The organism is Psychrobacter sp. SZ93C1 (genome assembly GCF_015864635.1).
Classification (GTDB): domain Bacteria; phylum Pseudomonadota; class Gammaproteobacteria; order Pseudomonadales; family Moraxellaceae; genus Psychrobacter; species Psychrobacter fozii.
The window spans coordinates 68,788-95,227 of the sequence record NZ_JADYWY010000002.1 but is presented as its reverse complement, the minus strand read 5'-3'; the positions used below and the strand labels follow the sequence as shown (position 1 = coordinate 95,227).

The 26,440-nt window shown below is 43.5% G+C and carries 25 protein-coding genes and 1 other RNA gene; 13 read left to right on the top strand and 13 right to left on the bottom strand.

Going from position 1 to position 26,440, the window contains the following annotated elements; all coding sequences use genetic code 11:
* The first annotated feature begins 124 nt into the window (after positions 1-124).
* Positions 125-320, top strand: a non-coding RNA gene (gene ssrS, locus I6E83_RS03330) — 6S RNA.
* Positions 321-458: 138 nt separating this feature from the next.
* On the opposite strand, the gene I6E83_RS03325 is transcribed toward ssrS, so the two are convergent.
* Positions 459-1,082 (bottom strand): FxsA family protein, encoded by a 624-nt coding sequence (locus I6E83_RS03325; RefSeq protein WP_197099972.1) that lies wholly within the window; start codon positions 1,080-1,082, stop codon positions 459-461.
* Positions 1,083-1,340: 258 nt separating this feature from the next.
* On the opposite strand from I6E83_RS03325, the gene ruvC reads away from it, so the two are divergent.
* Complete coding sequence (gene ruvC, locus I6E83_RS03320; protein ID WP_045446965.1) at positions 1,341-1,925, top strand: crossover junction endodeoxyribonuclease RuvC; 585 nt, start codon at positions 1,341-1,343, stop codon at positions 1,923-1,925.
* Positions 1,926-2,015: 90 nt separating this feature from the next.
* Here the strand turns inward: ruvC and I6E83_RS03315 are convergent, their stop codons facing one another.
* The 5 genes from I6E83_RS03315 to I6E83_RS03295 form a co-directional block, all read right to left on the bottom strand.
* Positions 2,016-3,017 (bottom strand): META domain-containing protein, encoded by a 1,002-nt coding sequence (locus I6E83_RS03315; protein WP_197099971.1) that lies wholly within the window; start codon positions 3,015-3,017, stop codon positions 2,016-2,018.
* A 440-nt stretch (positions 3,018-3,457) separates the two neighbouring features.
* Entirely contained in the window at positions 3,458-4,120 is a 663-nt protein-coding gene (locus I6E83_RS03310; RefSeq protein WP_197099970.1) for a glutathione S-transferase family protein, read from the bottom strand.
* Between the two features lie 337 nt (positions 4,121-4,457).
* Positions 4,458-5,096 carry a peroxiredoxin gene (locus I6E83_RS03305; protein ID WP_197099969.1) on the bottom strand — a complete coding sequence of 213 codons (639 nt, stop codon included), beginning with the start codon at positions 5,094-5,096 and terminating at the stop codon, positions 4,458-4,460.
* Between the two features lie 240 nt (positions 5,097-5,336).
* Positions 5,337-6,110, bottom strand: a complete 774-nt coding sequence (locus I6E83_RS03300; protein ID WP_197099968.1) for a phospholipase D family protein — start codon at positions 6,108-6,110, stop codon at positions 5,337-5,339.
* A gap of 145 nt (positions 6,111-6,255) precedes the next feature.
* A complete protein-coding gene (locus I6E83_RS03295) occupies positions 6,256-7,995 on the bottom strand; it encodes a glutamine--tRNA ligase/YqeY domain fusion protein (RefSeq protein ID WP_197099967.1) in 1,740 nt (579 codons plus the stop codon).
* Between the two features lie 273 nt (positions 7,996-8,268).
* On the opposite strand from I6E83_RS03295, the gene I6E83_RS03290 reads away from it, so the two are divergent.
* Entirely contained in the window at positions 8,269-8,784 is a 516-nt protein-coding gene (locus I6E83_RS03290; RefSeq protein ID WP_197099966.1) for a peptidylprolyl isomerase, read from the top strand.
* Positions 8,785-8,886: 102 nt separating this feature from the next.
* On the top strand, positions 8,887-9,741 hold the full coding sequence (locus tag I6E83_RS03285) for a UDP-2,3-diacylglucosamine diphosphatase (protein WP_197099965.1): 855 nt from the start codon (positions 8,887-8,889) through the stop codon (positions 9,739-9,741).
* 106 nt (positions 9,742-9,847) lie between these two features.
* Here I6E83_RS03285 and orn read toward each other — a convergent pair whose 3' ends face one another.
* Entirely contained in the window at positions 9,848-10,435 is a 588-nt protein-coding gene (gene orn / locus I6E83_RS03280; RefSeq protein WP_197099964.1) for an oligoribonuclease, read from the bottom strand.
* A gap of 228 nt (positions 10,436-10,663) precedes the next feature.
* Here orn and rsgA point away from each other — a divergent pair, with 228 nt between their 5' ends.
* The 4 genes from rsgA to secB all read left to right on the top strand — a co-directional run bounded on the left by rsgA (position 10,664) and on the right by secB (position 13,538).
* Positions 10,664-11,767, top strand: a complete 1,104-nt coding sequence (gene rsgA / locus I6E83_RS03275; protein WP_197099963.1) for a ribosome small subunit-dependent GTPase A — start codon at positions 10,664-10,666, stop codon at positions 11,765-11,767.
* Positions 11,768-11,909: 142 nt separating this feature from the next.
* The gene (locus I6E83_RS03270) at positions 11,910-12,365 is read left to right on the top strand and encodes a rhodanese-like domain-containing protein (protein ID WP_110922608.1); all 456 of its coding nucleotides are present in this window, start codon (positions 11,910-11,912) and stop codon (positions 12,363-12,365) included.
* Positions 12,366-12,638: 273 nt separating this feature from the next.
* Entirely contained in the window at positions 12,639-12,902 is a 264-nt protein-coding gene (grxC, locus tag I6E83_RS03265; RefSeq protein ID WP_110922607.1) for a glutaredoxin 3, read from the top strand.
* 183 nt (positions 12,903-13,085) lie between these two features.
* Positions 13,086-13,538: a protein-export chaperone SecB gene (gene secB / locus I6E83_RS03260; protein WP_110922606.1), complete on the top strand. Its 453-nt coding sequence runs from the start codon at positions 13,086-13,088 to the stop codon at positions 13,536-13,538.
* 234 nt (positions 13,539-13,772) lie between these two features.
* On the opposite strand, the gene adk is transcribed toward secB, so the two are convergent.
* The 6 genes from adk to I6E83_RS03230 all read right to left on the bottom strand — a co-directional run bounded on the left by adk (position 13,773) and on the right by I6E83_RS03230 (position 20,738).
* Positions 13,773-14,429 carry an adenylate kinase gene (adk, locus tag I6E83_RS03255; RefSeq protein WP_110922605.1) on the bottom strand — a complete coding sequence of 219 codons (657 nt, stop codon included), beginning with the start codon at positions 14,427-14,429 and terminating at the stop codon, positions 13,773-13,775.
* A gap of 217 nt (positions 14,430-14,646) precedes the next feature.
* On the bottom strand, positions 14,647-15,927 hold the full coding sequence (gene ccmI, locus I6E83_RS03250) for a c-type cytochrome biogenesis protein CcmI (protein WP_197099962.1): 1,281 nt from the start codon (positions 15,925-15,927) through the stop codon (positions 14,647-14,649).
* Entirely contained in the window at positions 15,924-16,418 is a 495-nt protein-coding gene (locus I6E83_RS03245; protein ID WP_413787046.1) for a cytochrome c-type biogenesis protein, read from the bottom strand. Before I6E83_RS03245 ends, ccmI begins: the two co-directional genes overlap by 4 nt.
* Positions 16,419-16,483: 65 nt before the next feature.
* The gene (locus tag I6E83_RS03240; protein ID WP_197099960.1) at positions 16,484-17,143 is read right to left on the bottom strand and encodes a DsbE family thiol:disulfide interchange protein; all 660 of its coding nucleotides are present in this window, start codon (positions 17,141-17,143) and stop codon (positions 16,484-16,486) included.
* Positions 17,143-19,173, bottom strand: a complete 2,031-nt coding sequence (locus I6E83_RS03235) for a heme lyase CcmF/NrfE family subunit (RefSeq protein WP_197099959.1) — start codon at positions 19,171-19,173, stop codon at positions 17,143-17,145. Before I6E83_RS03235 ends, I6E83_RS03240 begins: the two co-directional genes overlap by 1 nt.
* Positions 19,174-19,406: 233 nt before the next feature.
* Positions 19,407-20,738, bottom strand: coding sequence for a hypothetical protein (locus I6E83_RS03230; RefSeq protein ID WP_197099958.1), 1,332 nt, complete (start codon positions 20,736-20,738; stop codon positions 19,407-19,409).
* A 480-nt stretch (positions 20,739-21,218) separates the two neighbouring features.
* Here I6E83_RS03230 and mrdA point away from each other — a divergent pair, with 480 nt between their 5' ends.
* The 5 genes from mrdA to I6E83_RS03205 all read left to right on the top strand — a co-directional run bounded on the left by mrdA (position 21,219) and on the right by I6E83_RS03205 (position 26,407).
* Positions 21,219-23,198 (top strand): penicillin-binding protein 2, encoded by a 1,980-nt coding sequence (mrdA, locus tag I6E83_RS03225; protein ID WP_197099957.1) that lies wholly within the window; start codon positions 21,219-21,221, stop codon positions 23,196-23,198.
* 24 nt (positions 23,199-23,222) lie between these two features.
* Positions 23,223-23,912, top strand: coding sequence for a 16S rRNA (guanine(966)-N(2))-methyltransferase RsmD (gene rsmD, locus I6E83_RS03220; protein ID WP_197099956.1), 690 nt, complete (start codon positions 23,223-23,225; stop codon positions 23,910-23,912).
* A 253-nt stretch (positions 23,913-24,165) separates the two neighbouring features.
* Positions 24,166-24,594: a 50S ribosomal protein L13 gene (gene rplM / locus I6E83_RS03215; protein ID WP_010199223.1), complete on the top strand. Its 429-nt coding sequence runs from the start codon at positions 24,166-24,168 to the stop codon at positions 24,592-24,594.
* A gap of 10 nt (positions 24,595-24,604) precedes the next feature.
* Positions 24,605-24,991, top strand: coding sequence for a 30S ribosomal protein S9 (gene rpsI / locus I6E83_RS03210; protein ID WP_110922597.1), 387 nt, complete (start codon positions 24,605-24,607; stop codon positions 24,989-24,991).
* A gap of 324 nt (positions 24,992-25,315) precedes the next feature.
* Positions 25,316-26,407: a lipid A biosynthesis acyltransferase gene (locus I6E83_RS03205; RefSeq protein ID WP_197099955.1), complete on the top strand. Its 1,092-nt coding sequence runs from the start codon at positions 25,316-25,318 to the stop codon at positions 26,405-26,407.
* Positions 26,408-26,440 lie beyond the last annotated feature (33 nt).

Sequence of the window (26,440 nt, the reverse complement as noted above, 5' to 3'; positions counted from 1 at the left end):
ATCTAATATGCTCTTGTTTCATTGGAAAAAGGGTTAAAACTCGACATGAATCTTGTAATCATCAACCCTACGTATCAATCTGTAAATCGTACTTGCAATCGTTCAATTCATTGGTTAAGATAATTATATTCTGAAGTGTTGGCTAGTAGATGTTTATTCCCTGAGCCGATAATGCTTTACCAGGATGTGGTACCTATCATCTCATTGTGTATGCCTGCACCGCTTGCGGTGTATCAGGAAACCTGCAGAGATGATGACGCATCCGCCCTGAACTTCACGGTTCATGGGTCACCATCTTACAGCGGCACTTCGGTTGTTTCATTCGGTTATTGACCGTTTTATTCATAACAAATAAGTTTACAATAATACGGTTACAACCAACAAAAAGCCCCTTTTGTCATCGACGAAAGGGGCTTTTTTTATGACTTTTTCTATATTCCTAGCCTATAGACGATACACTATTCATCATTGGCTGACTTTGTGATTTTTTTCACATCTTTAGGAATATTTTTTGCTGTACCATCAACAGTCGTATGCTGTTTGAACACATCGCCGAACGGGTTTTGTTGTTGCTGACCAAATGGGTTTTGACCGTTCGTGCCGCCTGCTCCGCCGAATGGGTTTTGACCACCCATACCACCAAACGGATTTTGACCGCCGCCCATTTGACCACCCATCTGCTTCGCCATCATTTCCATCATTTTTTGCTGATTGTTCATGACATAGTTATTGGCAAAGTCTTTAAGTTTTTTCTGTACTGGTGGCAATACGACCAATAATGCGAGCAAATCACTGAGCACCCCTGGTATAAGCAGTAAAACACCCGCTGCTGCCATCGCGACACTTTTAATCATGGTCGACTCTTGCGGACGCATCGACGGATTCGTCATCCCACCAGCTTTCATCTGCTGTGCCATTGGATTCAGTGCTGCCATTCCTTTACGCAACAGTGAGATACCGATGACGGCAGCAATGATAAACCACATAAACACCCACCAACCACTCATAAACTGAGCAAGCAAATACCAAAGCAGCATCTCGATAATAAACCAAACGATGGCAATACCAACTATCTGACCCATAAAGTGTCGTCCTATAAAATAAAAACCAATAAATTGAGCGCCATGCAAATTAAGATGGCTAACATATGATGTATATGGGGATTGATTGCTATACTATCAAACTTACGGCTAATTTTTAAGCCATATAGTCGGTACAATATAATTTGGATACAAGGACGGTAAGTAAAAGTGCTACGAGAGTAGGCTGAACGAGTCTGACTCCCTATCCGATTTATATAGGACTGAATATAATATAAAATGTAAGCAAGACGGGATATTATGGCCATTATTATCGGGATTGATCCAGGCTCACGCATGACGGGTTATGGAATTGTTCAACAAACCGGCGACAAACTGACTTATATCGATGCAGGTACTATTCGTACGGATACCAAAGAGATGCCTGAACGACTTAAGCGTATTTTTAATGGTTTGACACGGATCACCCAACATCATTTAAAATATGCAGACGAGCCTATCTATACGGCTATTGAGCAGGTGTTTATGGCTGAAAATCCAGACTCTGCGCTTAAGCTTGGTCAGGCGCGAGGTGCAGCGATTGCTGCCATGGTAGCACTGGACCTAGAAGTATCAGAATATACTGCCCGCCAAATCAAGCAAGCCGTCTGCGGCTATGGTGCCGCGGCAAAAGAGCAGGTTCAAGAGATGGTCTGCCGTATCTTGTCTCTCGATGTGGTACCACAACAGGATGCTGCTGATGGACTCGCCTGCGCCATCTGTCACGCTCACTCAAGCCACTCAATGAACAAACTGATATTGAATAGCGCTATGCGTGGACGCGGTGCTTCTAAAAAGAAAGGCCGTTGGCGCTTAACAGAAGAAGATTTAGGCAATTTACGTTAAATATAAACAACCACAAAAAAACACGCTTCATATGGACGCGTGTTTTTTGGAATCATTGACTCAATATATTCATAACGATAATGAACGAATCTATTCTACTACTGAACTTTCAATGACTGCATCCAATACATAAGCATATTCTTCATCTGATGTGTTGGAAGTATCATCCTCTGCCGTATCGCTGCCGTCTAATCGATAGCGCTGTAGACGTAATACTTCTTCATGTTGGCCATCATGCTGATAACCATCGATTTCACCAATAAATACGCGCCATTTACCTTCATTGATTTTAATACCCTGACTGTTATAAGTAACGGGCTTCACTCGTAAACACATCTGTGGGTTATTATCAGCACACGGTACCATGTCTGCACTTACTGCCCAAAATACAGCCTCACCCTTACTATTATATCTGGCTTGTGGGGTCAGCTTTCCTTGCCAAACTAAAGTAGCTGCATCACTGGTAGTCTGCGTCAATATTGGTGTATCACTTTTGAGACTGTCAACGCTAGCATCGTTAGCCATTGCCAATACCAGTTCGCTATCACCTTGCATCAGCGTACTTAAGTTGTCTTCAGCCTTATTAAGATCGCCACAGGACATTTTAGTACTCATGCTATCTTCAACGGTTAAAGCGTCACCTTGCAACTGATAAGTTGCACTTATGGTGTTGCAACCAACACTATAATTTAACGTATTTTGACCTTGATACTGGTTGAGTGACAGGCGCACTTGGTCTGTGATTTGCATCAACATATCTAGTGGCTGATCATGACTGTCCGTTGCAGATATCAGTGTCCAACGATAACGTGAAAGATTGTTAATCATTACATCTTCAACACTTATCTTACCGGATATCGCCTCGCTGGCCATCGAATCGGTATTAATAGCATCTTGATTGACAATACTGCTATCAACATCTGCATCACCTACTTCACTAGCAGCTACATCTGTATCATCTGGCCCTTCATTTTCGTCAGAAGATCCATGGCAAGCACTTAATGCCAAACTGATGGCTAGCATACTTAGTAGCAATACCGAACGAGGTAGCGACCCCAAACGAACAGGCTGTTTTCTAACAAACGATGTCATAACAATCATACCTTTTGGCCATTCACATGCATCGCGATTATCCTTTTTGCAGAACTAAGCTTTAAACCATCAACTCTTTGAGGCTAAATTACGAATTTTAGGGTCAGATGGCGAACCGTATCTAACACAAAAAGCGTAATGATTTCACCACTATAGCGCTGATGACTATAGCGGTTGTAACAAAGTGTTTAATTTTATGTAGTCATAGTAATACCATTCACAAAAATTAGAGTAGCAAGGAAAACAAGTGCAAGTACTACGCATTGTAGACTAAACGAGTTTGACGCAGCTAATCGTATTTCTTGGGTTTGGTATAACTACTATTTTACGGGTTATTCTTACTTGTCATACACCCATAAAAATAGTCTTAGGCAATTGACATTACTATCAACTACCTAAGACCGCTGATTATAAATGATTCTTAATTCTTAGTGTTTGTTTCAGTCTTCTTTATGAGTAGGCTTGGCTTTTGCCATGTTTTTGATACTAAAACGCTCATTCATCATGTGATAAAAACGGGCAAGATTTTTACCTTGCTCATTGGGATCAACTTTGAGCACTTTACCAAAGTCTAAACCTATATATAGAACAATATCAGCAAAACTCAATTGCTCACCGACCAAATACTCACGGCCTTCTAGTATGCTTTCAAAGTACGCGAGTGTTTTGACCCCTCGTGCGATAGATGGCGCAACAAACTCTGGCACTTGCTCAACACGTTGGGCTTTAGCGGGATTACTGTGTTGGAATGCCAACATGAAGTTATATAACACTTCAAACTCTGCGATGCGGCGCATAGAACAAACTTGTGCACGTTGTATGACATCATTACCCATCACAGAGCGCTCACCATAAACGCGGTCGAGGTATTCGCAAACGGCCTGTGAATCATTGAGTACAGTACCATCAGACAATTTTAAAACGGGTACAGTACGCATCGGGTTCATTGCAGTGAACTCATCTGAATTCTGTTCATTAGCGGCGAAATCAATATCAATGACATCAATGTCGTCCATATCATCAACATCAATACCTTTTGATGCTAATAAAATAAGTGCTTTACGTGGATTCGGTGCAGTACGGGTGACGTATAGTTTTTTCATGGCAAACTCCTTAAAATATGGATTGAAAAGTGAATGAATGCGGTTGGTTTTTATAGTAGATAATGCTCATTAAAAATATATCATTCAAAGACGATATTACCTAGACATAATATATGGTTCTTTTTCCATCATATAGTCAGCGAACTGCTAAATCGCTACGGCGTTATCCTTCCTAGATGTACTACTTGTACAATTTACAATCGGCTACCTTGTAACCATTTTAGAGTTCTTTGACTATAGCAAAACCCAACGCTGCTTGTTATATGAGTAGCAAAAAGCCCCATAACGTTACGTTACAGGGCTTAATATTTATCACTATAGCGCAAGTTCGTTCAACTTACTTATTTGGTGCAGGTGTGGTGCGTAGATACGGCTTCACCTCTGTATAGCCTTTAGGGTATTTGGCAGCAATGTCTTCGTTTTTCACACTTGGTGGAATAATCACATCATCACCGTCTTTCCAGTCTACTGGCGTCGCGATATTGTACTCATCTGACAACTGCATCGCATCAATAACGCGAAGAATCTCGTCAAAGTTACGACCACAGCTCGCAGGATACGTTAAAGTTAAGCGGATTTTTTTGTTTGGATCAATAATAAATACGCTACGTACAGTGTGAGTGCTATCGGCATTTGGATGCATCATGTCATACAATTCAGCGACTTCTTTATTTGGGTCAGCGATGATTGGGAAATTCATCTCTGTCCCTTGGGTCTCACCGATATCACTCGCCCATGCTTTGTGGTCTTCTAAGCTATCGACAGAGATACAAATCGGCTTGACATTGCGCTTTTGGAACTCGCCATTAAGGGCGGCGGCGCGACCAAGCTCAGTGGTACATACTGGGGTAAAATCGGCTGGGTGCGAAAAAAACACCACCCAATGATCGCCTGCCCACTCGTGGAAATTGATATCACCCTCTGTGGTTGTAGCGTCAAAATTTGGTGCGGTATCACCTAAACGTAAATGTGCCATGCTTGATTCCTTAGCTTTGTTAGTGATGAGTGCTAGTATCCAAAGATATCCACACTCTCTATTATTATCAACGTACTTCTTATTATCAACATACTCAGTCAGATACTACACAATAACGTAAAGCACGTCAGCAAAAAACTCATTCTATCTTAGCAAACTGGTTATGACTGTCTTGTGATAGATTGTAATGCGTTTATTCCATTTGGCAATAAATAAACCCATACATTTCTAGAGGGTCAACTAGATGACCATCCCTGCATCCCACAAACAAAATTCACCAAACTTGCCCTTTTTACTAGTACCACCAGCTGCTCGTCCAGCATCCGTCAATACTAACTCACCATCTTGCGCTTCTAAATAACCTGCTGCCAACAACTTATCATTTAACTCCTGAGTTTTAAACCCCAGTTCTTTAGCAAGCTTGGCAGTCGTCAATCTAGAGTAATTCGGTGTCGCCGCTTCTGTGGTAGATTTTGCTGTTGTATTAGCATTATTAGCACTTACCGCAGTATGACTAGGCGCGGATTTTTTATCAGTGCTAGCATCGTTTCCAGATTCAACTTCAGTCACTTTTTCAAGCGACATTCTCACTTCATCACTGATTCTGATAATGCGTTGAGCTTCCTCATAAGTATCAGCATAAAGCTTACTGTCTTCATTACGATAAATCAGCACGCCCATTTCATTATTATTGACTTGGCTAAACTCATACAGGTTCAGACTGGTAATGATGCACTCATTTTCATTCAGATAGCATTTCGCATGCAGATTTTTGCAAAAACTGGTACGAATAAAGGTTAAGTTTTTGAGCCAATTTATTTCTTCAGGGTGTAGGTCATTTTTACCATAAACGATTCTAATATCAATTTTGAGACGATTACGGTCTTCTAATAATTCTTTAATACGCTCATTAAGCTTTAGATACGGACTGATAATAATCAGCCTATCAGAGGCATTTTTAATCAACTCTTCTAAATGATAAGTCGTACCACTACTGTTCAAAAACTTTGCCATTCTCATTTCCTTAAATATTACGATACTCAACTTTACAGATGCACAAAAAAGCCCATCCCTAGCGTACTAGAAATGGGCAGGCTTGCAAACTACTATTGTTCAGTATTGTCTCAAAACGAACGCATTTTGCATTGCTCGTTATGCATTAAGCAGGCTTATAGCTATCACGCAAGCTAACGATTTGGTTAAAGACTGGTTTATCCGTGCTGTGGTCTTCGCTCTCAGAGATAAAGTAACCTTCACGCTCAAACTGAAAACGCGTGCCAGCGTCAGCATTGGCAAGTGATGGCTCAACCACAGCATTGAGTTCAGTCAACGAGTTAGGATTCAATGCTTGATGGACGTCAGCAACGCTGCTTGGGTCTTCAACACTAAATAACTGCTCATACATGCGTACTGTTGCTGGAACGCCTTGACTGGCCGATACCCAGTGAATAACACCCTTGACCTTACGGCCTTCGGGATTTTGACCCAACGTAGTCGGATCAATGGTGGCTTTTAGCTCAACCACATTGCCCGCTTCATCCGTAATATGCTCAGTTACTGCCAAAACATAGGTATTACGCAGACGAATTTCTGGCTTTTCTGGTGACAAACGCTTATAGCCTGCTGGCGGTTCAATCTCATAATCGCCTTGATCGATATATATCGTCTCAGTGAATGGGATTTCACGCTCACCCATATCGACATTAGGATGATTTGGCTGAGTCAACCATAAGGTTTGTGCGGCATCATCAAAACGCGCGTTGACGCTATCGGCTTTTAGAGAGTCCCATCTGCTAACCGCTTCTGCAAAGTTAGTGATGGTCACTTTTAATGGCTTGAGCACTGCCATACCACGGGCAGTCGTCGTCTCTAACGATTGACGAATACTAAACTCTAATAAGCGAAAATCAACCACGCTATCTACTTTCGTCACGCCCACACGTTCACAGAAGTCACGTAAACCCTCTGGCGTATAACCACGGCGACGCATACCAGCGACGGTTGGCATACGTGGATCATCCCAACCACTAACGATGTTTTCATCAACCAATTGCTTAAGTTTGCGTTTACTGGTCAACGTATGGTCCACATTTAAGCGGCTAAACTCGTACTGGCGCGGCGGCGTGACAAAGCCAACTTTTTCGATGACCCAATCATAGAACGGGCGATGGTCTTCAAACTCTAGCGTACATAGCGAGTGAGTAATCCCTTCGAGCGCATCAGAGAGCGGATGGGCAAAATCATACATCGGATAGATGCACCATTTATCCCCTGTTTGATGATGCGATTGATGCATGACACGGTAGATGACAGGGTCACGCATGTTCATGTTTGGGCTTGCCATGTCAATCTTGGCGCGCAACACGGCTTTGCCTTCAGTATACTTGCCGTCTTTCATATCATTAAAGAGCGCTAGGTTTTCTTCAACACTGGCATCACGCTGCGGAGACGGCGTGCCTGCCTCATTGAATGAGCCACGGTTCTCTTTCATCTGTTCAGGCGATTGCAAGTCAACATACGCATCACCTTGTTCAATCAACTGTACGGCCCATGCATGCAACTGGCCAAAGTAGCCTGACGCATGGTGCGCTTCACCTGACCACTCAAACCCTAGCCATTTCACATCGTTTTCGATGTTGTCGATGAAGTCTTGCTTTTCTGCCGTTGGGTTGGTGTCATCAAAACGCAGATTACACACACCGTCGAACTCTTTGGCCACACCAAAGTTTAAACAGATAGATTTTACATGACCTAAATGTAGGTAGCCGTTTGGCTCAGGCGGAAAACGCGTCACAATCTGTTGCTGTTTTTGCGCTTTGATATCGTCACGAATAATATTACGAATAAAGTCGTTTTTGTGTTCGTCTTTTTGTGCATTATTGCTTGAGTTCTCACTCATCGGGTATTGCTCCTAACGCAAATTGTCAGTTCATGATGCATGCCATCACACATCATGGAAAATTCAAACCAAACTATTAAAAACAGGTTATCAAAAATGATAATAAAAAGTTAAAGTTGCGTTATTCTATCAGCTTTTGCGAACGCATTAACAGCCTGATACATGACACAGACTAAAAAAGCCGTTAGACTACCCATGACTTTTTATTAACCAACTTTTTACCCACCACTTGACAGCGTCATTTAAGGCGCCGTAATCAAAAAGGAATACCCCATGGTAGACATGCCACCAGTAGTAGAACTAGACACCAGTATGGGTGCGATCGTTATCGAACTCAATGAAGAAAAAGCGCCAAAAACCGTAGAAAACTTTTTGAACTATGTAAAATCGGGTCAATATGACGGTACGATTTTTCATCGCATCATTGATGGTTTCATGATTCAAGGCGGCGGAATGGACGCTGAAATGAACGAAAAGCCAACCAATGCTCCAGTTGAAAACGAAGCAGACAACAGTCTAAAGAATGACAAAGGTACGATTGCGATGGCGCGTACGCAAGATCCGCATTCAGCAACCAGCCAGTTCTTCGTAAACGTAAAAGACAACGATTTCCTAAACCACACTGGCAAAAACATGCAAGGTTGGGGCTATACGGTATTTGGTAAAGTAACAAGCGGTATGGATGTCATCGAAAAAATGCGCGGCGTACCAACAGGTCGTTTCGGCATGCATGCTGATGTACCAAAAGAACCAGTCGTTATCAACTCAGCGACCATCATTACTCAGTAATTGTTTCTCATTAGCAGTCTAAGTAGTTATATTTACTCAATAAGCACTTATTAGAATAACTTTTTAAGAAAGCATTCTAATAAGTCACGAGGATAAAGATAAATGCAAACTTTTAATCATTTAATCACGACCCGCCCTCATGAGGTGCGGCAAGTTTTGATTAGCGATTTGCATTTATCGCCTGAAGAGCCTGCCTTAGTGCAGGCTTTTTTGGCGCTGCTTGACGATTGCCTTGCCCTGCCCGCTCTCAAGCGCCTATTCATCTTGGGTGATTGGTTTGAAGTATGGCTAGGTGATGATGTTTATCTATCGTTGTCAGAGGATGAACGCCAAACCCATTGGCTCACCCCGCTTATCGTGAAGTTAAAAGCACTGCGAGTAGCTAGCTGTGAGATTTTGGTGATGCATGGCAATCGCGATTTTCTATTAGATCAACCATTCTGTAATTTATTCGGTGGTGAGCTTATTTATGAGCCATACACCCTAAACGTTGGGCAGAAAAACTACCGATTAGAGCATGGCGATGCGCTCTGTACCGATGATAAAAAGTATCAGTTCTTTCGCAAGATAATGCGCAACCGATTGACTCAATGGTATTTGCTAAATAAATCATTAGAAAAGCGCTTGGCGATTGCTGATAAAATGCGACAGAAGAGTCAAAGAAATAACGCTAATAAAGCCACCCATATCATGGATGTCAATGCAGACGCAGTCAGTACAGTGATGGCTGATAGTGATGCCTTATTACACGGGCACACTCATCGTCCAGATACTCATCAAACTGCCAATGATAAAATGCGTTATGTCTTAGGTGATTGGCGACTACTAGATAAAGAAACACGCCAGCCGAAAGTCAGTGCCGTTATTAGTGCAGTGATAGGCAACGAACAATCAAGTGACAGTTTTAGTAATAATGATACTGAGTTTGGATTGTTTGAATTTAAAGTACTCGTTTGATGTGGTTTTTGAATATATTTTGAAAACAAAAAGGGTCTGTTGATAATACAACAGACCCTTTTTACTATCTCGCAATTGCTCGCTTGTATCTAGAGCATTTTTCGTTTTAAGGAATTAACTTAAAGAAATGCTGACGATAGTGCTTTAGCTCACGGATAGAATCACGAATATCGTCTAAGGCTAAATGACTGCCGCCTTTTTCAAAGTTTCTTAAGATGTCAGGGCGCCAGCGGAAGCAAAGCTCTTTAATAGAGGACACATCGAGGTTGCGATAATGAAAGAAGCGCTCAAGCTCTGGCATTTGGCGTGCCATAAAGCGACGGTCTTGACAGATTGAGTTACCGCACATTGGCGACTTGCCGCTATCGACCCATTTGTTTAAAAACTTAATGGTCTCAGCTTCAGCTTCTGCCAATGTCACGGTACTACGACGCACACGGTCGACCAATCCTGACTGGCCATGCTGCTTGGTATTCCAATCATCCATCTTATTTAAGACTTGGTCTGATACCTTAATGGCAAACACAGGGCCTTCTGCCAATACATTCAAATCTTCGTCAGTGACGACAGTGGCAATCTCGATAATCTCGTCATTGACGGTATCAAGACCTGTCATTTCTAGGTCAATCCATACCAGCCCTTTTTTGCCTTGGTTTCTGATTTTGATTTTATTGGGATGGTCATCGGTACTCATATTTTGTCCTATGGTCAATAAAGCTTGGAACAACTTTGGGGCAATGTGAACTAAATAAACCACATATAAATGGTCATGCTCAAATGATATTATGTTGCGCTGACGGATGCATAACGTCTCAAAAACTTAAAACATTACAAAACCACCGTCTGGTATAGGCGCTTTAGGCTGTATGTTAGCAAATTTTCACGCTACACTTAGCAATATTTTTTTAATAGGTTCAAACCCATGGCATTAATCCGGCAACGCAAACTGACCAAACAGCAGATTCGTCGCATCGACAAGCAGCAATTGTTAAGTCAAGACAGCATCGATGACAGTTTGATGGATGGCGTGGTCATGGCGCATTACGGTAAGCAGCTAGAAGTACAAGTCACCAGCTTGCCTGCTGTGATACCTGAGCAGCCAGAGATTGGGCCTGATGATCCTGAGCCGTTTTGGCAAACGCTTGAGCTAGGTGATATCTGGCGCTGCCATGTGCGTACCAACCTGCCGATGCTAGCCGCTGGTGATCAAGTACGCTGGAACGCCGACTCAAATACTGGATTTGGCCGTATTGAGTCCGTCAAACCACGCACCTCGCTGGTCTCTCGACCTGACCGCTATCATAAGCTCAAACCTGTCGCTGCCAACGTCGATATTTTGGCCATTGTCTTTGCACCACTGCCTGCTGCTGCACCCACACTGATTGATCGCTACCTAGTGGTTTGTTATCTTGCTGATGTGAAGCCATTATTAGTGCTTAACAAAGCCGATTTACTGGCGCAAGAAAACGGCGTCGATACCAATGAGCTATTGGCACAATATGCAGCACTTGGTTATGAGAGCGTCTTAACCTCAGTTGACTGCCCTGAAAACGTCGCTGATAGTGATGAGCAAGAAGGACTGGATGAGCTAAAACGCTACATAGACAAAAAGTTGGTTATCTTTGCGGGACAGTCTGGTGTTGGTAAAAGCAGTTTAATCAATGCGCTACTGCCAGAATCTGGTCAAGTGGTAAACATCATCTCTGAGAACTCGAAGCTCGGTCAGCATACCACCACCACCAGCCGCTTGTTACCGTTTAACCCAGATGACTTGACCCAAGGTGGCATCGTTGACACACCCGGTATCCGTGAATACGGTATTTGGCATTTGAGTCCAGATGATATTATCTCGGGCTTCGTTGAGCTTGCACCACTAGCAGGCTACTGTCAGTTCCGTGACTGTCGTCATACTCACAACAGCAAAGGTTGCGCATTATGGCAAGCCGTGGCTGATGGTGAGGTATTGCAGCGCCGCGTCGAAAACCTCGTGACCCTTAGAGAAGAGGCTGATACTAAACCTTATTAATCGCTGCCTTATTAATCGTTCATTACTAGGTTGACCATCGCACGTTTACTATGGATGGTCTAATCGGTATAATAGCGCCTTGTTCAATATCGTTGGGCTGGCTTCTCGGCTTAACAGAACACTTATTTTTTGGAGGTATGGTTTGGATCGTGCGCTGGATTTTGTGGGCAACCACCCGTTTTTATTTGGTATATTGGCCGTACTTGCCGTGCTATTTTTTGCTATTGAAAACAAACGTAGCGGCAGAAAAATATCGCCTAATACCCTTGGTATGATGGTTAACTCGCAAAATGCGCAGCTGATCGATATTCGTGCCAAAAAGAAGTTTGAGTCAGGTTATATCCAAGGCAGCCGCAACATACCTTTCACTGATCTCAAAGACCGCATAGAAGAGATTCGTGCCATTGAGCAGCCAGTCATTATTATCTGTGATATGGGTGTGCAAGCAGGCGCTGCGATTCAGATGATCGGTAAAGATGACGTCTACCGCTTAGAAGGTGGTGTTGGTGGTTGGCAAGGTGCTGGCATGCCGTTGGTTGGTGTAAAAGATGTCAAGCCAAAGAACAAAGGCAAAGCCAAGCCGAGTTTGCATAAATAGCAAATCTTATGACTATTTAGAAAAATGCTCAGTGGGCATCAATTAATATCTGATTGATACGCTCAAAAAAAGACACCTTATCGATAGGTGTTTTTTTGTTTGTGGCATTTATGCTACCCTCAGCGCTTTTATGCTCCAGCATCTTGAATTTGATATGCTCATCCCCACTTTAATAATGAGCATCACCAAATATATTTTTATATATCAATTTATGCACTGGTATCGGATTACAATAAAACGTTTACCTTCTAAACCAATAAATAAGGATTCATCATGACCGTATCTGTTAAAGTCTACACGACCCCTATCTGCCCATACTGCTCAAACGCCAAACAATTGCTAAAAACTAAAGGCGTTGCTTATGAAGAGATTGGCATGCACGACATCAGTAGCGAAGAGCGCCAAGCATTGATGAAAAAAACCAATAACTATCGCACGGTGCCACAAATCTTCGTTGGTGATACCTTTGTCGGTGGCTTCGATGAGCTCAATCAGATGAACCAACAAGGCAAACTTGACGAGCTATTAGCGGGTTAATCTGCTGTCTGTTTTTGAACCCACCTCTGCTTATACAAAGATAGAGAGAAAGAGGTAGGTTCAAGACTAGCAATAAAAAGTATTGATAAAAATGTCGAGATTCAGTCTCGATTTATATTACAATGAACTTTGATTAAAATGACCATTTTCCCAATTATTTGATTCAATTTTAGAGGAATTACCATGGCTGACGAACAAGCACAACCACAATTGGCACTAGAGCGCATCTACGTAAAAGACATGTCACTTGAAGTGCCAGGCGCTGGTGTATTCACCAAAGAGTGGAACCCAGAGCTTGATATCAACCTATCTAGCAATGCTGAAAAGCTTGATGATGATCATTATCAAATCATTTTGACCGTGAGTGTTACGGCTAAAAACGCCGATGAAGCAGCCTTTATCGCTGAAGTTCATCAAGCGGGTATTTTCTTATTAAAAGACATTCCAGAAGACCAAATCGGTCAAATCTTGGGTGCATACTGCCCTAACGTGCTATTCCCATACGCTCGTGAAGTCATCAGTGACATTGTGACACGTGGTAGTTTCCCGCAGTTATTGCTAGCACCAGTCAACTTTGATCAAGCTTACGCGCAAAGCCAGCAGCAAGCACAAGTTGGTGCTGAAGGTAATGCCTAAGCTTTAATCAGAAATATGCGAGCTTTATCAGTCACATATTTTGATAAAAAGGCCGTTTGCTTATGATAAGTGAGCGGTTTTTTTGTGGGTGCTTTTTAATTCTAAATGAACAGGCCATTACGAAAAATAGATTCGTGAGATATAAAACCATCAGATACAAGATCATTAGCCATAAAAAAACCCTGCTATTAAACAGGGTCTTTAATGACTATATCAATTAGCTAAAATTGATAATTAGCCTTTTAGTGCAGACAAAATTTGTTGCTTAACGTCATCGATACCTTGAGTACCATCGAACTTATCATATTTAGGCGCATCAGCACCTTTGCTGGCTTTGTCTTGATAAAAACCAACAAGTGCAGATGTCTGCTCATGATAAGTCGCTAGGCGATCGCGAATCGTAGATTCTTTATCATCTTCACGCTGGATTAACGCTTCGCCAGTCACATCATCAAGACCGTCTTGCTTAGGTGGATTGTGATGGACGTGATAAACGCGACCTGAGCCTGGATGCTGGCGGCGACCAGACAGACGGTTGACGATTTCATCATCAGGAACGCTGATTTCAACCACATGGTTGATCGCAACGTCAGCATCTGCAAGCGCTTGAGCTTGTGGAATCGTACGTGGGAAACCATCAAAGATACAACCGTTGACACAATCAGGCTTAGCGATACGTTCTTTCACTAGGTTAATGATAAGGTCATCAGAAACCAAGCCACCCGCATTCATGATGTCTTTGGCTTTTTTGCCAAGTTCGCTACCCTCTTTGATTGCTGCACGCAGCATATCGCCAGTTGAGATTTGCGGGATATCATATTCTTTAGAAATGAACTGGGCTTGGGTACCTTTACCGGCGCCTGGTGGACCTAGCAAAATAATACGCATCATTACACGTTTCTCCTTAATAAATAGGATTTTGGGACTAATACAACGTTGGGATTGGTTGTTTGCAAGGCTACCTTACCTTGTGGCCCTGCAAAGCTCAAGTATTTTAATTATTTGGGGTGATAAGTTGCGATGACTTACCTGTTCATATAATGCTATTGCGCACTGCTGTATTGGACAACAGTGCTTATATCATAGGTGCTAGCAACAGATAAACAGACTAAGGGATTTGCTGATTAATGTCTACATTGACCTCAGTTTGTTCAGCGCCAATCACGACTGGATTGCCTGACAAGTCACCTGACTCAGCACTAGCGGTACCACTATGACTGATGCGTGCGATAACTGCTAATTGCACCTTCTCGTCTCGAGCAGACTTCAAAGTACGTTCAGGCATCATAGCATCTAAATCACTTAGGCTAATATTGGCTTCACCTTGCTTAATGACACTAATCGGTAAACGCTTAGCTGCAAATGGTGGACCACCATTCACGTCACGTATTGCCACAAATAGCACGTCGTCAGCCTTAACCAATGGCAACAGACTTGCATTGATCTTCACAGTGACTTCAACCCCTTCAGACGCTTGCTGCTTCTGAGAACTCACACTGGCACTTAACTCATCCAGACTTGATAGCGCTTGGGTATGGTCGCCAGGCTTGGCTGAAATACTCTCGCGTAGACGTCTAATCCAGCCTTGTGCTTGGTCAAAATTACTACTGCGTGCCTCACCCATTGCCATGAGCATTTGCGCGCCTTCATGCGCAGGGTTTTTAGCCAATACGCCCTCTAACACTCGACGAGTATTAGAATCTAACTGGCCTTTATTAGCAAAAAAGCTAATCTGTGCGTAGGTAGTCGCGATTTCTTCATTGTCTGGTGTTAAACGATAAGCACGTGACAAAGCCTCTAGTGCCGAATCGGTCGCTTCTAATGATAAGAAAAGCTCCGATAGGCGCATCCAGCGATTCGGGTCATCGGCATGGCGATAGACATTGGTCTGCATAGCACTAATGAGCTGCTGACCATCTTCGATAGCCCAAGCTGGTGGCTGATCAATCTTACCAGTCAATAAATCATCAGCAACTTGGCTGACTTTGTCTTCGGCTGCCCACAGCTCAAACACAGGGGTACGGTCACCGACCATAACATACGCCAGGGCCGACAATACAGGAACCCAAACGACAATAATCAGGCGACTCTTAACGCCAGGTCTGACCATCGGTGTGACTTCACGCTGAGCATCTAACAGCTGACGTTCAAGCTCAAGCTTTTGATTCTCATAGTGACTGTCGTCAATAGTGCCACTATCTTTATCGGTTTTTAATTCTGCCAAACGCTCGCGGAACACCGCAACGTTGATATCTAATAGCTGATTGTCTACTTGTTTTTCTTGTGAACGAGGCGATCTTAACCACGGTATGATAGTAATCACAGCAAGTATTAAGGCTGTAAGTAAGCTTAGAGCAATAAATAAGCCCACAGTAGAGAATATGGTCATTTTTTGTCCTCGAGACTTGTGATGTCATGATCCTTCTTATCATCGCTCTCAGCACGTGATAACAAGCGATCAAGTTCAGCTTTTTCGGCAGCAGATAGCGCCGTAGCAGTATTATTTACTGTCACCCCACTCTCTCCGCTAGCCACAAGCTGACGCCGTTTGCTTTGCCAGAACCAACCTGCAACTAAAATGATGAGCAATAATGGCGGAAAAAACCATAAAATCCACGTTGATGGACGTACAGGCGGCTTATAACTAATAAAATCGCCATAACGTTCCTGCATATAAGCGCGAATCTCACCATCACTACGACCGTCTTTTATCAGGTCATACGTTTTTTGCTTTAAGTCTTGAGCGATTGGTGCATCAGAACCTGCTAAATTTTGGTTTTGACATTTGGGGCAACGAAACTCTTCAATGAGACCACGATACTGAGCTTCTTGCTGCGGAGAATCAAAGTCATAGACCTCAATTGCCGCATAACTGCTCATACTTAAGAGACAAGCAATGATAAAGCCTGCTAACTGTAGCGTCACCTTCTTTACTTGATAAGCGATCATTGACACGCCTCCTGAACCTGACTCAGCTCTGGACTGACGTTTTTATCATTGGCTTCATTAAGTACCATCAAACAAGGCGTGATACGACTTTGCCAATTGCTTTCATTGATCTCACCGATAATATGCTGACGAATAATACCCTCACCATCGACGATAAAAGTCTCAGGCGCACCCGTCAAACCCAAGTCTAATGCAAACTGACCAGACAAATCCTGAATGGACATCGAGAACGGATCACCACCTCGGTTTAAGTACCCTAACGCATCGCCAATATCGTCTTTATAATTGACACCGACCAGATTGACACCGCGCTCTTCTAATTGCATTAAAAACGGGTGTTCAATGATACAAGTTGGACACCAAGAGCCCCAAATATTCATTAGAAAGGGCTTGTCAGGCAAATTCTCATTGGTCATGATGCGGCTAGTGTCTGATAGCAACGGTAACTCAAACGTTGGTACTGGGCGCTCAAGTGCCGTATTGGTAACGATATCCGTTGGTTTACCCAAACGCATATATAACATGACGACAAAACCAAGGAATACAATTAACGGAATAACAAACCATAACTTAAGCTGTTTTTTATTCATGGTTTTTGTGCTGCTTGCCTTGTCTTTTTTCGGACTTGGGTCAGAGGAATGGTTTGATGTGCTCATTACTTATCCCCCATCTTTATTGCTGGTGAATCCAAATCGGCCACTGTCGTAAAGCCTGATTTGCTTGCCGCAATTTGCGCAGGCGTCTTGGCTTTTTTAATACGATAACGGTGATCTAGCATGCTGAGCAGCGCACCAAATGCCATGATCAAAGCACCCAGCCATATCCAACGGATAAGCGGTTTAACGTAGATACGGAAGGCCCATTCATTACTATCTTCTGCGATAGGTTCACCAAGTGCTACGTAGACATCACGCATTAGGCTCGCATCAATAGCCGCCTCTGTCATTGGCATCATGCTGATTATGTAGTTACGTTTGTCAGGATATAGTGTGGTCACAGCCTGACCGTCTTTAGTTATCTCAACTTCAGCTTGTGTGGCATCAAAGTTACTGCCTTTTACTTCACTAAAGCCTTTGACAGTAAAGTCATAACCTTGGACATGAACGCTGTCATTTGGTCCAAGCGCGACATCCCGCTCAATACTCAACGTGCTAGTAAATGCAATACCAATAACCGCCACAATCACACCAACGTGAGCGGTCTGTTGACCCCAATAGCTCAGACGTAATTGACGTAAGCCTTTAAAGAAACTTGGAGCATTTTTGGTTTTGTCTTTGAAATCCACCACCATCCAGAACAGCACCCAAAAACTGACTGCCAACGTAACACCAATATTGAGCATCGCAGACGGGCTAGTGAAATACGTGATAACTGCTGCCAATACGACACTACTTGCCGCAATTACCATGCCGGCGCCCAATAGCGGACGGCTGTCTTTCTTCCAGCGAATATTGGAGCCCATACCCATCGCGACTAATATCAACCAAGTCAATGGGACAAATAGCGCATTAAAATATGGAGGGCCGACAGAGACTTGTCCTAAATTGAAGGAATCAGCAATAATAGGATATAGCGTACCGAGCAATACGACCAAAGTCGAAATCAAAAGGATGACGTTATTAATAACTAAGAACGACTCACGTGAAATTAACTGATACTGACTTTCGACCGTCAAGCGCCAGCCGCGTACAGCAAACATCAACAGGCCACCACCGATAATCACACCAAGAATCACCAAGATGACAAGACCACGAGTTGGATCAGCGGCAAACGAATGCACAGAGGTAATCACGCCTGAGCGCACAAGGAATGTACCCAGTAAACTAAGTGCAAAGGCAAAAATCGCCAGCATGATGGTCCATGCTTTAAATACACCGCGCTTTTCGGTAACCGCAAGCGAATGTAGCAATGCCGTACCTGCCAGCCATGGCATCAGTGAAGCATTCTCTACTGGATCCCAGAACCACCAACCACCCCAGCCAAGCTCATAATAAGCCCACCATGAGCCTAGTGCGATACCAACGGTCAAAAAGCCCCAAGCAGCTAGCGCCCATGGACGCGACCAGCGTGTCCATACCGCATCTAAACGACCTTCCCACAGTGCTGCCATACAAAAAGCAAATGGCACGACTAAACCCACATAGCCCATATAAAGCATCGGTGGATGAATAATCAAGCCAAAATCTTGTAGCACAGGATTTAGATCCGCACCATCAACAGGTAAATTAGGCAATGTACGGTCAAATGGCGATGAGGTAAAGATAAGCATCGCTAGCATCATCATCTGCACGCCAGCTAATATCACCAATACTCGCGCACGCATAGACAATGGTAGACCACGGCTGAAATAAGAGACCAGCGCACACCAAGTGGCCATAATGGTCATCCAAAGCAGCAATGAACCCTCGTGTCCGCCCCACGTTGCTGATAACTTATAGTACCAAGGCAACAGAGTATTAGAATGCTGAGTGACATAGACGAGGCTAAAGTCATTGTAATAAAAGCCTGCCATCAGCGCGGCAAATGAGGTAATCATTGCGGCAAACTGTGCCCATGCCAAACTTGGCGCTAGACGTTGCCATGCAACGTGGTCGCGCATAATACCGATGGTCGGTAATACTACCTGCAAAATCGCCAACATAAAGGCGGCGAGCAAGGCAAAATAACCCAATTCTGTGATTAACATACGGTCTAACCTTGTTTACCTTGATACGGTCATAGTTTATTTGATGGATTAGAATGTTAAGACGTTATAAGCATCCAGTATTTGTGACTGCTATATTTATGAGTGCGATGATGAGCGTCACTAGCCCTTGCAGCTTGAGACGCTTACAGCATGGTACATTAGCGCCAACTTGTCACGTTTTTGTATCCACTCTGTATGCGATGTGTATAAAGCGCATAAAATTTAATATCTGGTTAAGTCGATGGAAAAAAGACCAAAATAAGGTGCAGCCAACCAGCCAAAAACCCTGTCAGACCACCCAATACAATCAGCGTCATCTCGTCTTCACGAAAAGCGGGACGCAATAAATTTTGAAACTCATTTGGCGTCAATGCACGGATACGATCACGAAATAGCCCAAATATCTTACTCGCTCGGCTCTCATTCAGCTCAGGATCACGCAGTGGCACCATCGTTGCGACAATGGATTTATCTATAATCGTGTTTTTTAATTGACCATACTCACGGCGACCCAATCCCACGCGCAACGTCGTACTAATCACCGGCGACTCTAATACTTTATATAAATGTGACTTCATCAGCTCACGTGTTTGCACAGCACGGTCACCATACATCATCTCATTCATGATGTTTTCAAGCGTGACCAAATCCTTTACCACAATCTCAGCAAAAACTTCAGAGACTTCCTCCTGACGTTTCATAAAGCCACCTTGTAGACGGTATCGATCAATACGCGGTATCTGTGGTTTTATAAATGGGAAATGGCTCTGTACAGTAAAAAACTTAACATAGGGGATAAAGTGTGGCTCGACCGGATTGAAAACCATCCAAATAGCGATCCAATTGGTGAGAAAGCCCCAAATTGCTGCAAAAAACGGCACTGTCCAATGCTGCGGTACTACCAAAAATATGAACATTTGGATAAGACCGAAAATCAAACCAATCAAGGCACTGATATGCCAAATAAAATCGATCTCTTTTTGGCCTACCTTTAAAAACATATTAACCATCAACCGACGATCACCCTCCATCGTGTTGACGATCATCTTACGCATATCAACCAAGTCTTCGACATTATGGGTCAAGTCTGTCACCAACGACTGCATAATATTGGGCAGCTCTTGGTGTGCTTGGGCATAGACACGACGCTTTAACGCATAAGGCAGATTGCCCCACAGCGCAGGCGAATGATCCAGCATAATTTCATCAATCAGTGCCTCAAGGTTTTTATCGACTGTATCAGTGATAAAGACGGCCATCTGCTCAGGTTCCATCGCCTGAAAGAACTCATCAAGCGAGCCCAGTTTTGACAGCGTCTGATCAACGATGACACCTGATATCTTGCCAGCTTTTCGCGGTACGATACCTTGCCAGCCAATACCCGGCAACCCAAAAAACGGAAAGTTAGGAATACGAATACCCCAAAACTTAACCGGATAAAACAGCATTTTGAGCGCCATCCACACATGTATCCAAGTAACGAATGCCGTTACCGGCGGAATGGTTAGCATGGCAAAGAACTCTGGGTGCTCAGCTATCGCCTGCCACAATGAAGTTGTGTCCATGACTTATCTTGTCCCTGACAGGTTGATTGTCGTTGCTAATAACATACCGTTAGCACATTAGAACGCTGCACAAACACACGCTCTACCCATAATAATGACTATAAAATAAACCGCCTGATTTTAGCATACTTGCTATCCATTAGCACACGTAGACCCTAGCCAAGTTGTGACCAGACATGACACGTTTTATCGTTCACCTCAGACGGCAAACGCAGAAATATAAGCTATCATTGATGTGCCAATAATAAAGACAAAACAGACAGTGAAGTACTGCGTCCTCGCGTTTGTTCTGTTATAATTTGTGATTAAGTGACAACGAATATCTATAGACAGATTGTATATGTCATCATTTCCAACCATATCGCTTATGTGTTTGAAATCCTTTGTATTATCCTTTTTGCTCACCGCACTTTGGTTAACGACCCCGCCTATCTTATTTCTCTTTAATTGACTTACTGACCGTTTGGGCTCTGACTTTATATGAATAAACCGATAACTCCCAACACCGATCAGGTCAATCGAATTTTTACCAACCGTATCATTGTCTTTGGGTTTTTAATATTCATTGGCTTAGGCGGCCTGATAACGCGTTATGGCTACCTACAAGTCTACGCCCATGACAAGTACACCACACAAGCTGATAACAATCGAATCAAGCTGATATCTGCACCGCCTAGCCGTGGCTACATTTATGATCGTAACGGGGTCATACTCGCGGACAATCAACCCGTATTTACGGCGATGTTAAGCCCCAACGAAGTTGAAAATCCAGAGCGTACATTACAGCTACTCGCACCTATTTTTGATCTGACAGAAAAAGACATTACTGATATTTTGGCGCGCCTGAGCAAAAGCAAAAATGACCCTGTCACGATCAAAATCGACGTGACTGATGCACAACTGGCACAGTTTAGTGAACGTAAGCCCTTTTTTCGTGGTGTCAGCATTCAGAGTAAGCTAACGCGCTCTTATCCTTATGACAAACTATTTGCACACGTCATTGGCTATGTCGGTCGTATCAATGACAAAGAAAGCAAACGTATTGATAAAGAACGCTATGCTGGTACTGACCTCATCGGTAAGATTGGCATCGAAGATTACTATGAAGACATCTTGCTTGGGCAGCCGGGCTATCAATCGGTCGAAACGGATGCCCTTGGCAATATTGTCCGTCAGCTAGATACCAAGCCACCTATAGCGGGTAACGACATTACGTTGAGCTTGGACTATGGCTTACAAACGATCGCCCAACAGCAGCTGGATGGTCGTCGCGGTGCCATTGTCGCAATCGATCCAAAAAACGGTGACGTATTGGCTTTTGTCAGTAACCCAAGCTATGACCCCAACCCTTTTATCTCGGGTATCTCCTTTAGAGACTATGGTGATTTGCGCGATGACCTTGATCAGCCATTGTACAATCGTGCGTTACAAGGTATGTACCCGCCTGCTTCGACTATTAAGCCCTTTGAAGGGCTGGGCGGTATCCATTATGGCTTGCGTAATTGGGAAACCACTATTTATGACCCCGGTTATTTTAGCCTACCGGGAGACTCACATCGATTCCGCGACTGGAAGCGCGGTGGCCACGGGTCAGTAGATCTCAAAAAATCAATCATGATGTCGGTGGATACGTATTACTACAAACTGGCCTATGAAATGGGTATTCAGCGCCTACACGATTGGATGACACGCTTTGGGTTTGGTCAGCAAACAGGCATTGACTTGCCTAATGAAAGAGCAGGCATCATGCCATCGCCAAAATGGAAAAAAGACACTTATGATAGACGCTGGTTACCAGGTGAAACCATTTCAGTCAGTATCGGTCAAGGGTATTTTCTAGCCACCCCTCTACAAGTTGCCAACGCCACAGCCATGACGGCGAATAAGGGCTATCATATTACGCCGCACTTATTAAAAAATAGCGATGGTGCAGCAGAGGTCAAAGTTATCACCAAACCTGATGGTAAGATTGACTACAATGGCAAGCCCTCCGACTGGTTACGCATGCATGACGCGATGGAAGCCACGATCAAAAGCGGTACTGGGCGAGGTATCTACACACCGCGCTATCGCATTGCAGGTAAAACTGGTACGGCGCAGGTGAAATCGATTGCGCAAGGTAAACGTTATGACAAGTCTGCTATAGACAAACGCTATTGGGATCATGCTTGGTTCAATGGCTTTGCGCCAGTAGAAGATCCTCAGATTGCCCTTGCCGTATTGGTCGAAAATGGTGGTGGTGGTAGTAAAGTCGCTGCGCCTATCGGTCGCGCCTTATTCGATTACTGGGTATTACAACGCAAAACCAATCCTATACTGCCGCCAACAGCTGATGAGTTGAAAGCCATCAAACGTCAAAAGGCATTTGATAAAGCACTACGTGATGCGCTGCGTGATAAAGAAGAGCAGGCTCTAAAAGAGCAAACTGAAACTGAAGCAGAAGCAGCAACGCCTGAATAAAAAAACGGTCAGCGAGAAAATATCATGAAAAAGTCTATAAGCAGCCGAGATACTAAGAAAAACCACAAGACAAAAAAGGCCGCTATTGGTGGCGATGTGCGTATCATTGGTGGCCAATTTAAACGCCGCACTGTGGGCTTTATCGACGCAGAGGGTTTACGACCAACGCCCGACCGCCTGCGCGAGACATTGTTTAATTGGCTACTGGCTGATATTCATGGGGCTTATGTACTGGATAGCTGCGCAGGGAGTGGCGTATTAGGCTTTGAAGCGCTGTCTCGCGGTGCAGCTCACACCACTTTTATCGAAATCAATGCAGCACAAAGCGATATGCTACGCCAAAGCGCTTTACAGCTACGTATTGATTCTGATAGCCACAAAATCATCACTGGTACAGCAGAAAAAGTCTTAATACAACAGCAAGTCGTCCCACAAACTTTTGATATCGTGTTCATTGACCCGCCTTATGCTCAGGATCTGTGGCAACCAATTTTGACAGCCCTAATTACTCAATCATTAATTGATACTGACACGCTCATTTATTTGGAAGCTGACAAAGATTTAGAGAGTCAACTGCAGCAATTGGCAAATACTTTAAATAATAATTTAACTGCTCAAGAGCAGACAACCCTAAAGGTTGTGGCGTTTGAATGTTTGAAACAAACCAAAGTTGGACAAGTTGTCGCTGGACTTTATCGGCTATCATCGTCATAATTGCACGGTGATTACCAAACGTAACATTGACGGTTATGTCATTTGTCATGTTTGATAAATCACTTAATACCCACTAAAAATGTCTAAAACCGCTTAAAACTGGCCAAACGCTGCAGTTAAATGTATATAAGGCAAAAATAAACCCTAATGCAGCTTGCAAGCGTAGGCTCTACTGCTTATAATGTGCAGTCTGTTTTTTGAGAGCCCCGTTCCCAGCTAAACTCTCAACGAATTCTAATTTTAAGGTTTTATCATGAAAACACTTAGTGCAAAACCAGCTGAAGTGACCCATGACTGGTATGTCGTAGATGCTGACGGCAAAACCCTTGGTCGCTTAGCCACTCAAATTGCTACTCGCTTACGTGGCAAGCATAAGCCTTCTTTTACGCCGCACGTTGATACTGGTGACTTTATTGTTGTCATCAATGCTGACAAAATCACGGTAACGGGTAAAAAAGCGCAAGATAAAAAATACTATCGTCACAGTGGCTACCCAGGTGGTATCAAAGAAACTAACTTCAGTAAATTGCTTGCACATAAGCCTGAAGATGTTCTACACAAAGCAGTTAAGGGTATGCTTCCAAAAGGCCCTCTTGGCTATGCGATGATCAAGAAGCTGAAACTATATGCGGGTACTGAACATCCACATGAAGCACAGCAACCTAAAGCACTAGACATCTAAGGATACACTTATGGAACGCAATTACGGAACTGGTCGTCGTAAGACTTCTACTGCTCGTGTCTTTTTATCAAAAGGTACTGGTAGCATTGTCGTTAACGGCAAGCCACTTGACGAATACTTCAGCCGTGAAACTTCACGCATGGTAGTACGTCAACCATTAGAACTACTAGACTCTGCTAACGCATATGACTTATATGTAACTGTTGCAGGCGGTGGTATTAGTGGTCAAGCTGGCGCAATCCGCCACGGCATCACTCGTGCACTAATCGAAGCTGACGAAGCTTTGAAACCTGCTCTAAAAGCAGCTGGCTTTGTTACTCGTGACTCACGTCAAGTTGAACGTAAGAAATTGGGTCTACGTAAAGCACGTAAACGTCCACAATTCTCAAAACGTTAATCAAAGCTATTTCTTATTTTTTTGCGACTGTTGTCTTTATCTCAGAGCAGCAGTATTCGCATTAAATGAAAGAGTAGATTTGCAAAACCTTACAAGCTGTTCGCAGCTTGTAAGGTTTTTTTATGGCTATTGATTAGATAGAATCTTTATCTTATATATTTTATAGATATGCTAATTCATAGCATCTTTATAGAGTTACTTTGCCCAAAAACCAACTTGTAAACCCGTTGTCACTACCCCATTATCATAATAACTTTTCATCAATAGCGACAATGCTATAAGATGCTATAACCCGATGCCATACAAGTGCTGCAAAAGGATATTATGAAAGCGCCCGAACAATACGATCCCAGTAAACAATCTTCCAAAGACAGCATGCCCTCACCGAGCATACAGCCGTCGGCTAAGTCACCAGCACTCCCTGCTGGTACGCCGACGATTACGCAGACCCATAAGCGTACAGCGCAAGCCGATAAGAAACCCTTTCAATGGCAGTTTTTATCGCCTAAATACTGGGGTATCTGGTTATTGCTCGCTTTGGTGTTGCCACTGATTTACTTACCATTGCGCTATCAGTTTTGGCTAGGTCGTAAACTGGGTGTTTTGCTTTATAAAATAGCAGGCTCACGCAGGCGGGATACCCTGATTAACCTCAAGCTGGCCTTTCCAGAAAAGCCAGAAGTTGAACGTGAACTGATGGCCAAGCAAGTCTTCGTCAATCAGGGTATTGGGGTATTTGAAACCCTATGCGCTTGGTTTCGCCCCAATGTCTTTACTCGCACGGTTTCTATCTCAGGCTTACAGCATTTAGTTAACGCACAAAAAGAAGGACGCCCTGTTATTTTACTCGGCGCCCACTACACGATGCTTGATCTAGGTGGTATGTTATGTACGCAGTTTTTTCCAATGGATGGTATGTATCGACCTCAGAACAATGCCCTGTTAGATTGGTTTGTTTATAATGGGCGCAGTACCATTCTTGGTAAGCAAATAGCGAGTAGAGACATGCGTAGTTTTGTCAGCTCTATCAAGGAAAAACATGTTATTTGGTACTCGCCTGATCAAGACTATGGTCTTAAACAAGGCGTGATGGCACCATTTTTCGGTGTACCAGCGGCCACTATTACTGCCTCAAGACGCATGGCTAAATTGGGCGACAAGACACATCCACCCGCACTAATGGCGCTACATACTTATCGTCAAACACCGGACAATTTACCAAAGGGCAAACGTCCGCATTATCACCTGACGATTACGCCTGAGTTAAGTAACTATCCGAGTAATGATGAGATCGCTGACGCCACTCAGGTTAATGAAGTCTTAGAAGGACTCATTCGTATCGATCCTACCCAATGGATGTGGTTTCATCGGCGCTTTAAACACGGCCCGACAGGTCGCACAGATATCTACAAGTAGCCGTTATTCCAAAGAAAAATGGTCGAAAAATTT

Excerpts from the sequence above, each read along its gene's own strand:
- I6E83_RS03300 (WP_197099968.1), bottom strand. The coding sequence starts at position 6,110 with ATGGCAAAGTTTTTGAACAGTAGTGGTACGACTTATCATTTAGAAGAG.
- mrdA (WP_197099957.1), top strand. The coding sequence starts at position 21,219 with ATGAATAAACCGATAACTCCCAACACCGATCAGGTCAATCGAATTTTT.
- ccmI (WP_197099962.1), bottom strand. The coding sequence starts at position 15,927 with ATGACCATATTCTCTACTGTGGGCTTATTTATTGCTCTAAGCTTACTT.
- I6E83_RS03295 (WP_197099967.1), bottom strand. The coding sequence starts at position 7,995 with ATGAGTGAGAACTCAAGCAATAATGCACAAAAAGACGAACACAAAAAC.
- I6E83_RS03285 (WP_197099965.1), top strand. The coding sequence starts at position 8,887 with ATGCAAACTTTTAATCATTTAATCACGACCCGCCCTCATGAGGTGCGG.
- I6E83_RS03235 (WP_197099959.1), bottom strand. The coding sequence starts at position 19,173 with ATGTTAATCACAGAATTGGGTTATTTTGCCTTGCTCGCCGCCTTTATG.
- I6E83_RS03315 (WP_197099971.1), bottom strand. The coding sequence starts at position 3,017 with ATGACATCGTTTGTTAGAAAACAGCCTGTTCGTTTGGGGTCGCTACCT.
- rplM (WP_010199223.1), top strand. The coding sequence starts at position 24,166 with ATGAAAACACTTAGTGCAAAACCAGCTGAAGTGACCCATGACTGGTAT.
- I6E83_RS03230 (WP_197099958.1), bottom strand. The coding sequence starts at position 20,738 with ATGGACACAACTTCATTGTGGCAGGCGATAGCTGAGCACCCAGAGTTC.
- I6E83_RS03205 (WP_197099955.1), top strand. The coding sequence starts at position 25,316 with ATGAAAGCGCCCGAACAATACGATCCCAGTAAACAATCTTCCAAAGAC.
- I6E83_RS03240 (WP_197099960.1), bottom strand. The coding sequence starts at position 17,143 with ATGAGCACATCAAACCATTCCTCTGACCCAAGTCCGAAAAAAGACAAG.
- ruvC (WP_045446965.1), top strand. The coding sequence starts at position 1,341 with ATGGCCATTATTATCGGGATTGATCCAGGCTCACGCATGACGGGTTAT.
- adk (WP_110922605.1), bottom strand. The coding sequence starts at position 14,429 with ATGATGCGTATTATTTTGCTAGGTCCACCAGGCGCCGGTAAAGGTACC.
- I6E83_RS03290 (WP_197099966.1), top strand. The coding sequence starts at position 8,269 with ATGGTAGACATGCCACCAGTAGTAGAACTAGACACCAGTATGGGTGCG.
- rsmD (WP_197099956.1), top strand. The coding sequence starts at position 23,223 with ATGAAAAAGTCTATAAGCAGCCGAGATACTAAGAAAAACCACAAGACA.
- rpsI (WP_110922597.1), top strand. The coding sequence starts at position 24,605 with ATGGAACGCAATTACGGAACTGGTCGTCGTAAGACTTCTACTGCTCGT.
- I6E83_RS03305 (WP_197099969.1), bottom strand. The coding sequence starts at position 5,096 with ATGGCACATTTACGTTTAGGTGATACCGCACCAAATTTTGACGCTACA.
- I6E83_RS03245 (WP_413787046.1), bottom strand. The coding sequence starts at position 16,418 with ATGAGCAGTTATGCGGCAATTGAGGTCTATGACTTTGATTCTCCGCAG.
- I6E83_RS03325 (WP_197099972.1), bottom strand. The coding sequence starts at position 1,082 with ATGGGTCAGATAGTTGGTATTGCCATCGTTTGGTTTATTATCGAGATG.
- orn (WP_197099964.1), bottom strand. The coding sequence starts at position 10,435 with ATGAGTACCGATGACCATCCCAATAAAATCAAAATCAGAAACCAAGGC.
- I6E83_RS03310 (WP_197099970.1), bottom strand. The coding sequence starts at position 4,120 with ATGAAAAAACTATACGTCACCCGTACTGCACCGAATCCACGTAAAGCA.
- rsgA (WP_197099963.1), top strand. The coding sequence starts at position 10,664 with ATGGCATTAATCCGGCAACGCAAACTGACCAAACAGCAGATTCGTCGC.
- secB (WP_110922606.1), top strand. The coding sequence starts at position 13,086 with ATGGCTGACGAACAAGCACAACCACAATTGGCACTAGAGCGCATCTAC.
- grxC (WP_110922607.1), top strand. The coding sequence starts at position 12,639 with ATGACCGTATCTGTTAAAGTCTACACGACCCCTATCTGCCCATACTGC.